The sequence below is a fragment of the Acuticoccus sp. I52.16.1 genome (genome assembly GCF_022865125.1).
In the GTDB taxonomy this organism is placed as follows: domain Bacteria; phylum Pseudomonadota; class Alphaproteobacteria; order Rhizobiales; family Amorphaceae; genus Acuticoccus.
Genome location: NZ_CP094828.1, coordinates 294,513 through 307,478, shown reverse-complemented (window position 1 = coordinate 307,478; position 12,966 = coordinate 294,513). Strand labels below are relative to the sequence as shown.

The following is a 12,966-nucleotide window of genomic DNA, read 5'->3' as shown; positions in this document are numbered from 1 at the left end:
TCCTTCGCGCTCAGCGCCAGCCGGCGTTGGTGATGGCGGCGTTGCACTGGGCGCTGACGCTCGGCTCGGCCTTCAGGAGGCACTGCAGGAGGTGGCCCTGGCCGCCCTTGGTCAGCTTGCACAGACGCCGCGCGTCGGTGGCGCAGACCTTCGGCGCCGCGGCCTCGGCCGCCTCGCGCGCGTCGAGCGACTGGACGACCTGCACGACCGTGGTCGCGCACGCGTTGGAGATCTTGTCCTGGTTCTGGGCCAGACAGTTGGTGATGCCGTCGTTCGCCAGGGACGCCTTGCTGCAATACTTGGCGACGTCGCTGCCGCATTGCTTCGTCAGGATGGCGATGGCGTCCGCGTAGCCGATCGTCTGGGCATTCGCGGCACCGCTGGCGGCTAGAAGACCTAGCACCAGGCTCAAGAGGATTGTGCGCATTCCACTCTTCATCATGCTTCTCTTGTCGTTGGGCTCGAAAGTAGAGGGCCGGGCCGGCCTTCGATATCAACATTATTGAATAGACGCGTGGCAGCGTCCCGGATCATCGGAACCACATTCGCGATGCCACAGTCCATGGGAACTTTTGGCTTTCGTAAGATGAAACGGCTCTAAACCACCTTAATCCCCAGCCTGACGCATCGGTGCGCACGGTCCATCGGGCAGATCGCGGCGGCGGAGGTGGCCGGGGCGGCACCGGCGTGACCCCGATCACAGCGCCGCGCGCCGCCGCACGCCATGTTCACGGTCGACACGACACTTCCGAGCGCCGCGCTGATGGTGGCGGCGGTCGACGGTGGCCCGCACCTCCTGAACTTTTCGTGATGACCGGCGACGGGCCGCGCGACCACTTCCCCCCAGGCGGCGGAGGGCACGACTGATGCAGCACGCACCGCCGACCCTGTTCCGCGACGCCGCGCTCGAGCGCAAACGCCAGCGTCTGCACGGCGATGTGCGGCTCGACGTGCCGCTGCCGGCATGGGCGCTGACGGGGCTGATCCTCCTCGTCGCGGCCGGTGTCGCCGCCGTCCTCGTCTTCGGCTCCTATGCGCGCAGCGAGCCCGTCGTCGGCTGGCTGACGCCAGACACCGGGATCGTGCGCGTCACGGTCGGGGCGGCGGGGACGGTGGCCGCGGTGGCCGTCGGGGAGGGGGACCGGGTCGCCAAGGGCGCCTCGCTGCTCACCGTCTCGCACGACGTGGCGCTCCCGGCGCTGGGCGATGCGTCGCAACGGATGGCGCGCCAGCTCGCCAGCGAGCGCGGCGAGGTGGAGCGACGTCTGGCGCTGGTCGCGGACGACTTCGCCGGCGAGCGGCGGCGGATGGACGCCGAGCGCCGCGGGCTCCTCGCAGAGCGCGAGCACCTGGAGCGCGAGCTTGCCGTCCACGTCGAGCGCACGGCGCTGGCCGAGGCGCTGGTGGACCAGATCGAGGGTCTCGTCGAGCGGGGCACCGTCACCCGGATCGAGCGGCAGCGGCGCGAGGAGAACCTCCTCGCCAAGCGCGCCGAGGCGGAGCGGCTGGCCGCGCAGGTCTCCGCCGCCGCCCACCGCACCGCCGAGCTGGACGCCCGCCTCGCGGCGCTGCCGACCAAGGCCGCCATCGAGCGGGCGCAGCTGCGCGAGCGCCTCGCCGCGCTGGACCAGCGGGCGACCGAGGCGGCGCGGCGCGGCACGGTCGGCCTGCGTGCGCCGGTGGCGGGGCGCGTCGCGGCGGTGATGGCGCGGCCGGGCCAATCGGTCGAGGCGCAGGAGATGGTGGTCTCGATCCTGCCGGACGGGGGAACGCTGGAGGCCGAACTCTTCGTCCCGTCCCGCGCAGCGGGATTCCTGGCGCCCGGCCAGCGGGTCCGCCTGCGCTACGATGCCTTCCCCTATCAGACGTTCGGGGTCGGCGAGGCGACGGTGAAGATCGTCTCGCGCACCATCCTCACCCCGCGCGACTTGCCCGACGGCCCGCCCAGCCTCGGCGAGCCCTTCTTCCGCGTCGTCGCCACCCTCCACGCCGATCGTGTGGCAGCCGGCGGCGCCGACATCCCCCTCCAGGCCGGCATGACGCTCCGGGCCGATATCGTGCTCGAGGAGCGCCGGCTGTGGGAGGTGGTCTTCCGACCCATACTCGCGGCGGTGCAGCGATGAAGATGATCCACCAAGCCGAGGCCGCCGAATGCGGTCTCGCGTGCCTGGCGATGGTCGCGCGGGCGCACGGCGCCGCGGTCGACCTCAACGGCCTGCGCGTGCGGTTCGGCCTGTCGCTGAACGGTGCGAGCCTGCGCGACATGATGCAGGTCGCCGACAAGCTGTGCCTGGCGACGCGCGCGGTGCGGCTGGAGCTGGAGGAGCTGGGCCGCCTGAAGCTGCCCGCGATCCTGCACGTCGACCTCGATCATTTCGTGGTGCTGACGCGGGTGCGCCGGCGCGCCTTCGTCATCCTCGACCCCGCCCGCGGCGAGCGAAGCCTGTCGGCGGCGGAGATGGACGCCCGCTTCACCGGCGTCGCGCTGGAGTTGGAGCCGGCCGCGGCGTTCGACCCGCCGGCGATGGGCGGGCGCATGCGGCTCACCGATCTCTGGGGCCGGATCGCCGGATGGCGCCGCGCGGCGGTGCAGCTCGTCGTCCTGTCGCTGGTGTTGCAGCTGGTGGCGCTGCTCTTCCCCTTCTACCTGCAGCTGGCGGTCGACGAGGCGGTCACCCGGCTCGACCACCAGTTCCTCGTGGTGCTGGCGGTGGGGTTCGCGGCGCTGCACGTCGTCAACGCCGCGACCGAGGCGCTGCGGGCGTGGGTGATCCTCTCGCTCGGCCAGTCGCTGACCTTTCAGATGGTCGGCAACATCTTCCGCCACCTGATGCGCCTGCCGGCCGACTTCTTCGAGAAGCGGCACGTCGGCGACATCGTCTCGCGCATGGGCTCGACGCAGCCCATCGAGCGGGCGTTGACCGAAGCCGTGGTCGCGGCCTTCCTCGACGGGGCGATGCTGGTGCTGTTGACGTTGGCGATGCTGGCCTATGCGCCGACGCTCGCCCTCGTCGTGATCGCGACGTTGGCGCTCTACGTCTCTGTCTCGCTGATCGCTTTCCCGTTCCTGCGGGCGCGTGAGGAAGAGGAGATCGTCGCGCGGGCGGGCGAGCAGTCGCACATGATGGAGAGCATCCGCGCCTCGCGCACGATCAAGCTCTTCGGCCGGGAGGCGCAGCGCGAGACCGCGTGGCGCAACGCCTATGCCAAGGTCGTCAACGCCGGGATCCGGCGCGGACGGCTCGACATCCTCGTCGCCCTCGCCAAGACGGTGATCTTCGGCATGCAGACGGTGGTGATCGTCTATCTCGGGTCGCGCCTGGTGATCGAGGCGAGCGGCTTTTCCATCGGCATGCTGTTCGCCTTCATGAGCTACCGCCAGCAGATGGGCGACCGCGCCGCCACCCTGGTGCACCGCTACATCGAATTCCGCATGCTGGGCCTGCACCTGGAACGCCTCGGCGACATCGTGCTCACCGAGCGGGAGGCGGGCGCGCGGCCGACCCAGGCGATGACCAAGCGTCTTCGGGGGGCGGTCGCGCTGGAGGGGGTCTCCTTCCGCTACGCCCCGCAGGAGCCGCTCCTGTTCGAAGACCTCGATCTGGCGATCGCGCCGGGGGAGATGGTGGCGATCGTCGGCCCGTCGGGCGGGGGCAAGTCCAGCCTGTTGAAGGTGATGCTCGGCCTGCTGACGCCGAGCGGCGGGGAGGTGCGGGTCGACGGCGAGCCGCTGGCGCAATTCGGACTCGACAGTTGGCGTGCGCAGACCGGCGTGGTCGCGCAGGACGACCAGCTCCTGTCCGGCACGATCGCCGACAACATCGCCTTCTTCGACCCGGAGGTGGACATGGAGCGCGTCTTCCTCTGCGCCCACGCCGCGGCGGTGCACGACAGCATCATGCGCATGCCGATGCAGTATCTCAGCCTGGTGGGCGACATGGGAGCCGCGCTCTCCGGCGGACAGCGTCAGCGCATCGTCCTCGCCCGTGCGCTCTACCGCGACCCGCAGGTGCTGTTCCTCGACGAGGGCACCGCCAACCTCGACGAGGAGACCGAGCGGGCGATCGCGGACGTCATCGCGGCGATGCCGATCACGCGGATCGTCGTGGCGCACCGGCCCGAGCTGGTGCGCCGCGCCGACCGGGTCCTGGAAATGCGCGACGGCGTGCTGCGCGAGCTGACGCCGGCGGCGGAGCCCGCGCCGTGTCCGGGCACCATCGCGGCCGGCTCACACGCGATCAACTCTGCGTAACCACAAGAAATACTTACCGAACGCCTGGGCGTGACGCGAGTCACACCCAGAAGTTGCCATGGATTTTAGATACAGATCATCCGGATTGGACCGGATTTATTTCAAGGAACAAAGACTATGACCAAAAAAATCATCAAGACTCTGACCGCCGACGAGACCCGCCAGGTCACCGGCGGGGCGCTGTATTCCAGCCTCAATCGCAGAGGCCTGATGACGGTCGGCGGCGGCGGCCTGTCCGCGATCAAGACCGCCGACCTCAGCGACGACCCCAAGTGCTCGGTCGTCTCCAAGACGCCGTTCTGCAAAGTCACGACCTGACACGCATTCCGTGCGGGTCGCCCCTGGACCCCGGTCCCGGTGGGCGGCCCGTTTCCCCCGCCCTCGACGTGCGCCGCCACCCGCGCGCCGCTCGGGGCCAACGAGGCGACATCGCATGACGGACCTCTTCGAACCCGCAATGCCCGCTTCGGCCGATACCGGCCCCGCCGAGGTGCTGCTGCGCCAGGCGATGGCGATGGGCGTCGTGGACGTCGCCGGACTGGTGCGGCGCGGGGCACGATTGCAGTCGAGCGCCAGCCGCCACGCCAACACCCGCCTCGTCGATCGGGACGGCGGCGGGGTCTTCCTCAAGCGGGGGGACGGTGACACGGGGTTCGGCACCGTCGCCCACGAGGCGGCCGCCTACGAGACGCTCGCCGCGCTGATACCGGCCGGCGCGCCGCTCACCACCCCGCGCGCCATCGCCTACGATACGGCCGACGACCTCCTCGCCTTGACGCTGGTGCCGGGCGCGCGCCGGCTCGCCGACGTGGCGCTCGCCGGCGAGCCGCTGGGCGCGTATCCGGCCCGCCTCGGCGCGGCCCTCGGGGCGCTGCACGCGCTCGATCCGCAGGCCGCTCCGGCGCGCGGTCTTCCTGTCCATCGCGGCACGACGATCTTCCATCTCGACGCGCCCTCGGTGGAGACCTTCTGCCGGCTCAGCCGTGGGCAGATCGAGCTGATCGCCACGTTGCAGGCCCACCGCACGATCATCGCGCCGCTCGTCGCCATGGCCGCCGACTGGCGTGCCGACCGCGTCGTCCATTTCGACATTCGCCTCGCCAACGCGCTGGTGGTCGCCGACGAACTGACGCTGATCGACTTCGAGTACCTCGGGATAGGCGATCCGCGGTGGGACCTCGCCGGCCTGCTCGCCGCCTTCGTCGAGACGTGGCTCATGTCCGCGCCGCTCGGCGATCCGGCCGGGTTCGAGCGGCACCTCGATCGGGCGCGGTTCACCGAGCCGGCGGCCTGCGCGGCCATCCAATCCGCCTGGGGGGCCTACGCCGCCGCCCCGGGCGCGCCGCGTTTCGCGGTGGCGCAGGTCGCCCCGTACGTGGGCGCGCGGCTCATCCAGGCAGCCTACGAGCATGCCGCCGGGCTGGGCGAACCCAACGCCCGCGTCGCCACCTTGGCGGCGATGGGGGCCGAATTCCTGGAACACCCGGCAGAGGCCGCCGCGGCGCGCCTCGGCCTTTCCGATCAACCGCTCTCGCAATGAGGAGCTGAGCCGACGATGACGCAGCCTGTCGAGGCGGCGCTGGCCGCCATCACCGTGACATCGGACGTCGCCTTCACGTGGCTGGGCCGCAGTTTCAGCATCGCCGACGAGGCGACCGCGGCGCGCCTTTCGCACGAGGCGCGCCGCGCCGCCCTCGAGGCCGCGATCACGCATCGCCTCTATACCGACTTCTACTGCTGCGGCTGGCCACGGGCGGTCCGCCGCGTGCACCGCGAGGAAGCCGGCGGGGAGATCTCCGCCGCCCTCGGCGCCGCCGTCCCCGCGATGCGCTGGGAGAACGGTTGGCAGCCTCTGGGCGAGACGGCGCGCGGCGTCGTCGTCACCCGCGGCGGCATCACCCTGTGTGCCGATCGCGCGAGCGTGCGCGGCGCGGGCCCCGGCGAGGATGCGGCGAGCGGCGTCGCGGTGGCGATGCCGACCGCGCGCCCGGCGTTCTCGCCGGGGCACCATCTCGTCATCGGCCGTGCCCCGTTCGACACGCACGGCCGCGTGTGGCGCCTCTACTGGAACGTCACGGCCGCCGGGGCGCCGTGGCTGGCGGGCGAGCTGGCGCGCCGGCTGGACGAGGCGGGAATCGCGTTCCACTTCAAGGTGCTGACGCGCCCGGACCCCGCGTGGCGCTGCGACGGGGCCGTCCTCTATCTGCCGCACGCCGCGCTGGGCGGTGCCGCGCGCGCCATCCGCACCGTGGCCGAATTGGCCAAGCGGCACCTCGCCAGCGGGACGCCGGCGATGACGCGCCGCATCGGTCCGGGCCTCGCCTACGCGGAGAGCCCGCGCGGCGGGCAGAGCTTCGGCGAGCATCGCTGCGGCCTGCTGGCCGACGCCGTCCTCGCGGCCGCCGACGGAGAGGTGAAAAAACCGCGCGAGCGGCTGGCGCTGGCCGAGCTGGCGTTCGTGGGCGCGGGCATCTGCCTCGACGTGCCGCATCGCCTCGCCGGATCGCCCGACCCGCTGGCCGCCTGGACGATGCCGCTGGCGCGCCGTAGCGCGGTGACCGTCGGCGGCGGGGCCGCGGCCGCGCGCGAGACATCGGCCGAGCCGCCGCTCGCCACCGCGGGCCGCGTCGCCGAGCATCTGATGACCAGCGCCATCCACGACGGCGAGCGCTGCACCTGGCTGACGACCAGCCCCGGCTCGGGCGACTTCGGCGTCGGCGACGAGGGAAGCGCGTTCGGCACCCTCGGGCCCAACCTCTACGCGGGTCAGGCGGGCGTCGGGCTCTTCCTCGCGACTTATGCCGCGGCGACCGGGGACCGGCGTGCCGCCGCCACCGCGCTGGCCGCGCTGCGTCAGGCCGTCGCCGTCGCCATGCGGCATCCGGCGCCGGGCGACGGCGGCCTCTACACCGGCCTCACCGGGATCGCGCTGGCGCTTGCGACGGCCGGCCGCCACCTCGCCACCGACGCGCTCGACGCCGACGCGCGCCGTCTGCTGGAGTTGGCCGATGCGGCGCCGCCGGCCGGCTTCGACGTGCTGTCCGGGACGGCGGGCCGCGCGCTCGGCCGTCTCGCCGCGGCGGCGCTCCTCGGTGCGCGAGACCTCCTCGCCCAGGCGGTCGCCGATGCCGACACGCTGCTGGCGACCGCGCGCCGGCGCGAGGACGGCGGGAAGGCGATCTGGTCGTGGTCCGCGCCGGGGGCCGGTTGCTGCGGCGGCGACGGCGCGGTGGGCGACCTGCTGGGTTACAGCCACGGTGCGGCCGGCGCGGCGCACGCGCTCTTCGCGGTCTACGAGGCGACCGGGGTGAGCCGCTTCCTGCACGCCGCCCGCGCGGCCCACGCCTACGAGCGCCAGCGCTTCGATGCGCGCCACGGCTTGTGGCCGGACCTGCGCTCGCCGGAGGCCGCGTCGGCGCCGGAGCGGGGCGAGCCGGTGCTGTGCGGCTGGTGCAACGGCGCGGCGGGGATCGGCCTCGCGCGGCTGTTCGCGGCGCGGCTCGACGCGCCGGACGCCAACGCCGCCGACCGTGCCGCCGCCGCCCACGCCGTGCGCCACGAGGTCGACCGCCAGGCGGCCGCCGGCTTCCCCGACCTCTCGCTGTGCCACGGGCTCGCCGGCGCGCTGGAGACGCTCGCCGACCTCGACGACCACCCCGCCGACGGCGAGTTGGCGGGCTCGGCCTTCGCCGCTGCGCTGCACCGGCACGGCCCGCCGGCGCGGTGGCCGACGGCGGACGGCCCGGGCGCGCCGGGGCTGATGACGGGCCTCGCCGGGATCGGCTACGCCGCGTTGCGGCGGGCGCGCCCCGCCACCCCCTCGCTGCTCGCGATCGACCCGGCCGCGTTCGCCGCGCTGCGCCGCCGCTGCGCCCGGCCGCCCGCGCGGCACCCCTTCATCGCCCGGCAGGGCGAGGCGATGGGCCTCTCGATGGTCTGACCGCCGGGGAAGAGCGAGGCATATCGCCGGCGGGGCGTCGACACGTCACGCAATTGGGATAAGTTCGCCTCCGTTGGCACGGTGGTGCGCCTCTTGCTTCGTCCATCGCCCGGTCGCGGTGGCGCAGGCCGAGGGGCGGCGCCGCCGACGCGCCGCGCGCGGAGGGTTGAATTGCGCATCGCAGTAATGATCGCGGCGACGATCTGGATCCTGATGGTCGCCGAGAGCGTGCTTCGACCGCTCGCGACGGGTCTGCTCATCTGGCTGGTGCTCAGCGCCACCTCGAGCACGCTGGTGCGCCTGGTGCCGCTGCGCTGGCGCCACCGCCGAGCCACGGCGCACCTCGTCAGCATCTTCGGCATCACCGGCATCGTCGCCCTCATCTCGATCATGATGGTGGGCGCGGTCGCCGAGTTCCGCGCCAACCTGCCGCTCTATCAGCAGAACGTCGACCTCTTGCTGGCGGAGGTGCAGGACTATGTCGGCTCCGACGAGAAGCTCAGCGTCCTCGACCTGCTGCAACAGATCGACGTGCGCTCGCTGCTCATCAACCTCGCCGGGTCGACGGCGGCCTACACCTCGGCGATCTTCGTCGTCTTCCTCTACGTCGCCTTCATCTTCGTCGAGGCGCAGGCGTTCGATTCCAAGCTGTCGGCCATCGCCGGTCGGCCGGCCGAGGAAATTCGGCTGCGCCGCATGGCCGGAGAGATCAAGACCGCGATCGACGACGTCCTCTCCGTGCAGGTGCTGGTGGGTCTGGTGCAGGCGGTGCCGACGTTCATCGTGCTCCTGCTGGTGGGGGTGGACGCGGCCGTCTTCTGGGCGGTGCTGGTCTTCTTCTTCAGCTTCATCCCGACGATCGGCTCGCTCTTCGGCATCGTCCTGCCGACGTTGATGACGCTCTTGCAATATCTTGCCTTCTGGCCGGTGATCGCGGTGCTGGTACCGGTAGGGATCGTGCAGATCCTCGGTACCAACGTGCTGATGCCCCACCTCATGAGCCGCTCGCTCAATCTCAGCTCGCTGGTGGTGCTGATCGCGGTCTTCGCGGGCGGGGCGCTGTGGGGGGTCGTCGGCGCGCTCATCGCCGTGCCGGTGCTGACGGTCGCGATCATCATCTGCTCCAAGGTGCCGCAACTGCGCTGGATCGCGGTGCTCGTCTCGGCCAACGGCGACATCCCGGAGGCGACGCCGACCGAGGCGCCGGACGCGCTCGCCGATCCCTCCCGGCCCGCGCGGGCGACCGTCGACACCTGAGCGGCCTGCCCTCAGAACGACAGGATCGCCTGGATCATCAGCGCGTTGGTGATGTCGACGAAGAAGGCCGAGACCAGCGGCAGGACGATGAAGGCCAGCGAGCAGGCGCCGTATCGCTTTGTGACCGCGCCCATGTTGGCGACCGCCGTCGGCGTCGCGCCCAGCGTGAAGCCGGCAAAGCCGGCCGCCAGCACCGCGGCGAAGTAGTCCCGCCCCATGACGCGGAAAAACACCAGGAGGATGAAGGCGACCGCCGCGGCGGTCTGCGCCACGGCCGTCAGCGCCAGGACGCCGGCGGCCTGCGAAAGGGTCCAAAGGTCCATACTCATCAGCGACATGGCGAGGAAGACCGAGAGGCTGAAATCGGACAGGACGGTGGTGGCCGGCGTGCGGGCGGGCCACGACAGCCGCGGCGCGATCCGCGGCACGGTGTTGGACAGGACGATCGCCGACAGGAGGCACGGCACGAACCGTGGCAGCATCACGCCCAGCTCTTCCAACAGCTCGTATGCGGCGATGCCGATGACGATGGCGAGGTGGACCGCCAGCAGCGAACGCATCAGGTCGACATGGTCGAACCGCAGCGCGCGCGGCTCCTGCGGCAGCACGAAGACGTCGCGCGGCGGGGCGTCCGGCGTCAGCCGGTTGCGCTCGATCAGCCGCTTGGCGATGGGCCCGCCGACGAGGCTGGCGAGGATGAGGCCGATGGTCGCCGCCGCGATTCCGAGCTCGGTGCCGCCGGCGACCGCAAACTCCGCGTCCACGACCGGTCCCCAGGCGATCGCCGTGCCGTGCCCGCCGATGAAGGAGGCCGTTCCGAGGAGGACGCCGGCCTGCGGCGGCAATCCGCCGACGACCGCCGCACCGATACCGACGACGTTCTGCACGACCATGAACGCCACCGTCATCACCAACAGCAGCGCCAGCGGTCGTCCGCCGGCGACGAGGTCGCTCAGCCGCGCGTTGAGGCCGACGATGGTGAAGAAGTAGATCAGCAACGCGTCGCGGGCGGCGAGGTCGAACGTCACCGGCCGCCCGGTGGCGAGGTGGACCGCCAACGTGGCGATCGCCACCAGCAGCCCGCCGCTCACCGGCTCGGGGATGGAGTATTCGCGCAGGACAGAGACCGCCTGCGTCAGCCGCTGCCCGAGGAAGAAGACGACGATGCCGAGATTGAGTGCGATGAACGCGCTGATCTCGATGGGTGGGGCGCCGGCGTTCATGCCGGCCTCCGACGGGCAGGAAGGCTCACGGTGCGGGGGGCGTTCTCGGCCATAGCGGTTCCATTGCCGGCGGCGCTTGCGGGTATGGCGAGGCCTAGCACATCGCGCCGCGCGAAACGTCATCGCCCGAGACGACAGGAAAACTGCAGAAATCATGCATGCCAAAGATCAAAAATAGAACAAATATGTTGTATAAGTGGCACGCATCATTACGGAGCCTCAAATCTGGCCGGAAAGATGCTCGCCGCGTTTTTGAGCCTCTGCTAGGGTCGTCGCGTGACGGGGGCGGAGACGGTTGTGCTGCGAATTTGGCTTGGTATCGCTGCCGTTTTGGCCGCGCACTCGGTCGCTTGGGGCGAAGAAGGCGGTTACGGGCACTACGTCCCTGGAATTTCGGGCACTCTGGTCGACCGTCCGTCGACCGAGCCCGGCTGGGCCGGCCACGTCGACGGCCTCTACTTCGACGGCGGATCGAAGGGACCGGTGCAGGTCCTCGGCCCCTTCACGCCGAACGACATGGAGGCGGACCTGGGTGCCGTGACGCTGGGGGCCGCCTACACGTTTGACGAACGGATCGCGAACGCGTTCTTCTCCGTCGGCCTCGTGGTGCCGTTCATCGACCTCGAGGTGTCGGCCAATGTCGCGACGCCGCTCGGCAACGTGCCGGTGACCCATACCGACAGCGGCATCGGCGATATCGCGATCATCCCGGCGATGCTGGCGTGGCAGCGCGGGAACATGCAGTTCGGGGTGTCGGTGCCGGTGTACCTGCCCACCGGCGGATACGAAGTCGGCCGGCTCGCCAACGTCGGCAAGAACTATCTGACCGTCGACCCCACCGTGTCGCTGTCCTACACCAACCCGGCGACCGGGTTCAGCGCGTCCGGCTTCATGGGCCTCACGCTGAACACCAAGAACACCGCGACGCAGTACCAGAGCGGCTCGCTCTTCCACCTCGAGGCGAGCGCGCAGCAGCTCTTTCCTGTGGGGCCGGGCTACCTCGGGATCGGCGCGGAGGCCTTCTACCTGCAACAGATCAGCGACGATAGCGGGCCGGGCGCACTGCTGGGCGGCTTCCGCGGCCGATCCATCGGCATCGGTCCGGTGCTGACCTACGTGCTGCCGCTGGACAACGTCACCGGTGCGATCGAGGCGAAGTGGCTGCCCGAGATCGACACGGAGAACCGCATCGCCGGCGACTATTTCTGGGTCAAGGGCGTGCTGCAGTTCTGAGCGGGCTCAGCGCAGCGCCTCGCCCGCCTCGTCGAAGTAGTAGCGCCGCTCCGGCGGGAAGGTGAGCCCGACGCGCTCGCCCGGCCGCAGGCCGACGTCGCCCACGTGGCGCACGTTGATGACGCCCAGCGCGCCGCAGTCGACGAAGAGCATCACATCCGCGCCGAGATATTCGGCCACCTCCACCGCGCCGGCGACGTCGCCCGAATCGGGGTCCGTCAGGACGATGTGCTCCGGCCGCACGCCGACCTTGGTGGTGCCCGCCGGAGCGCCCGCCGCATCGGCGCCCGCGTGGTCGGCGAGGGTCAGCCGCCCGCCCTCCACCGTCGCGGGCATGACGTTCATCTTCGGGCTGCCGATGAACTGGGCGACGAAGAGGTTGGCCGGCCGCTCGTAGAGCTCGCGCGGGGTGCCGACCTGCTCGATCACGCCGGCCTGGAGCACGACGATCTTGTCGGCCAGCGTCATCGCCTCGACCTGATCGTGGGTGACGTAGATCATCGTCGCGTCGAGGCGCTGGTGCAGCTTGGCGATCTCGAACCGCATCTCCACGCGCAGCGCCGCATCGAGGTTGGAGAGCGGCTCGTCGAACAGGAACGCGGTCGGGTCGCGCACGATGGAGCGGCCGATGGCGACGCGCTGGCGCTGCCCGCCGGAGAGGTCCTTCGGCCGCCGGTCGAGCAGCGGCTCGAGTTGCAGGACGCGGGCCGCCTCGTCGACCTTGGCCTTGATCTCCTTCTTCGGCGCCCCCGCGGTCTTGAGGCCGAAGCCCATGTTCTCGCGCACCGTCATGTGCGGGTAGAGCGCGTAGGACTGGAACACCATGGCGAGGCCCCGTCCGGAGGGCGGCTCGGCGGTAACGTCCCGGCCGTCGATCAGGAGGCGTCCGCGGGAGATGTCCTCCAGCCCCGAGATCAGGCGCAGCAGCGTGGACTTGCCGCAACCCGACGGGCCGACGAAGATGACGAACTCACCGTCCGCGATCTCCAGGTCGACACCCTTGATGACCTGCACGGAGCCGAACCACTTTTCGACCCCTTCGAGCGTAATCGCGCCCATGA

General features: G+C 71.0%; 10 protein-coding genes. 7 read left to right on the top strand and 3 right to left on the bottom strand.

Translation table 11 applies throughout. From position 1 onward, the window contains the following. Positions 1-10: 10 nt before the first annotated feature. Positions 11-427 carry a hypothetical protein gene (locus MRB58_RS01400; protein WP_244779856.1) on the bottom strand — a complete coding sequence of 139 codons (417 nt, stop codon included), beginning with the start codon at positions 425-427 and terminating at the stop codon, positions 11-13. Positions 428-866: 439 nt separating this feature from the next. Here MRB58_RS01400 and MRB58_RS01395 point away from each other — a divergent pair, with 439 nt between their 5' ends. The 6 genes from MRB58_RS01395 to MRB58_RS01370 all read left to right on the top strand — a co-directional run bounded on the left by MRB58_RS01395 (position 867) and on the right by MRB58_RS01370 (position 9,449). Then, complete coding sequence (locus MRB58_RS01395; protein ID WP_244779855.1) at positions 867-2,123, top strand: HlyD family efflux transporter periplasmic adaptor subunit; 1,257 nt, start codon at positions 867-869, stop codon at positions 2,121-2,123. Beyond that, positions 2,120-4,252, top strand: a complete 2,133-nt coding sequence (locus tag MRB58_RS01390; RefSeq protein WP_244779854.1) for a peptidase domain-containing ABC transporter — start codon at positions 2,120-2,122, stop codon at positions 4,250-4,252. Before MRB58_RS01395 ends, MRB58_RS01390 begins: the two co-directional genes overlap by 4 nt. A 117-nt stretch (positions 4,253-4,369) precedes the next feature. Continuing rightward, positions 4,370-4,570, top strand: a complete 201-nt coding sequence (locus MRB58_RS01385) for a hypothetical protein (protein WP_244779853.1) — start codon at positions 4,370-4,372, stop codon at positions 4,568-4,570. 115 nt (positions 4,571-4,685) lie between these two features. After that, on the top strand, positions 4,686-5,792 hold the full coding sequence (locus MRB58_RS01380; RefSeq protein WP_244779852.1) for a phosphotransferase family protein: 1,107 nt from the start codon (positions 4,686-4,688) through the stop codon (positions 5,790-5,792). 15 nt (positions 5,793-5,807) lie between these two features. Next, positions 5,808-8,192: a lanthionine synthetase LanC family protein gene (locus MRB58_RS01375; RefSeq protein WP_244779851.1), complete on the top strand. Its 2,385-nt coding sequence runs from the start codon at positions 5,808-5,810 to the stop codon at positions 8,190-8,192. Between the two features lie 171 nt (positions 8,193-8,363). Further along, a complete protein-coding gene (locus tag MRB58_RS01370) occupies positions 8,364-9,449 on the top strand; it encodes an AI-2E family transporter (protein ID WP_244779850.1) in 1,086 nt (361 codons plus the stop codon). An 11-nt stretch (positions 9,450-9,460) separates the two neighbouring features. On the opposite strand, the gene gltS is transcribed toward MRB58_RS01370, so the two are convergent. Continuing rightward, positions 9,461-10,672: a sodium/glutamate symporter gene (gltS, locus tag MRB58_RS01365; protein ID WP_244779849.1), complete on the bottom strand. Its 1,212-nt coding sequence runs from the start codon at positions 10,670-10,672 to the stop codon at positions 9,461-9,463. 297 nt (positions 10,673-10,969) lie between these two features. Here gltS and MRB58_RS01360 point away from each other — a divergent pair, with 297 nt between their 5' ends. Beyond that, entirely contained in the window at positions 10,970-11,905 is a 936-nt protein-coding gene (locus tag MRB58_RS01360; protein WP_244779848.1) for a transporter, read from the top strand. A 6-nt stretch (positions 11,906-11,911) separates the two neighbouring features. On the opposite strand, the gene MRB58_RS01355 is transcribed toward MRB58_RS01360, so the two are convergent. Then, on the bottom strand, positions 11,912-12,964 hold the full coding sequence (locus MRB58_RS01355) for an ABC transporter ATP-binding protein (protein WP_244779847.1): 1,053 nt from the start codon (positions 12,962-12,964) through the stop codon (positions 11,912-11,914). Positions 12,965-12,966: the final 2 nt, after the last annotated feature.

Excerpts from the sequence above, each read along its gene's own strand:
- MRB58_RS01400 (WP_244779856.1), bottom strand. The coding sequence starts at position 427 with ATGCGCACAATCCTCTTGAGCCTGGTGCTAGGTCTTCTAGCCGCCAGC.
- MRB58_RS01395 (WP_244779855.1), top strand. The coding sequence starts at position 867 with ATGCAGCACGCACCGCCGACCCTGTTCCGCGACGCCGCGCTCGAGCGC.
- MRB58_RS01390 (WP_244779854.1), top strand. The coding sequence starts at position 2,120 with ATGAAGATGATCCACCAAGCCGAGGCCGCCGAATGCGGTCTCGCGTGC.
- MRB58_RS01385 (WP_244779853.1), top strand. The coding sequence starts at position 4,370 with ATGACCAAAAAAATCATCAAGACTCTGACCGCCGACGAGACCCGCCAG.
- MRB58_RS01380 (WP_244779852.1), top strand. The coding sequence starts at position 4,686 with ATGACGGACCTCTTCGAACCCGCAATGCCCGCTTCGGCCGATACCGGC.
- MRB58_RS01375 (WP_244779851.1), top strand. The coding sequence starts at position 5,808 with ATGACGCAGCCTGTCGAGGCGGCGCTGGCCGCCATCACCGTGACATCG.
- gltS (WP_244779849.1), bottom strand. The coding sequence starts at position 10,672 with ATGAACGCCGGCGCCCCACCCATCGAGATCAGCGCGTTCATCGCACTC.
- MRB58_RS01355 (WP_244779847.1), bottom strand. The coding sequence starts at position 12,964 with ATGGGCGCGATTACGCTCGAAGGGGTCGAAAAGTGGTTCGGCTCCGTG.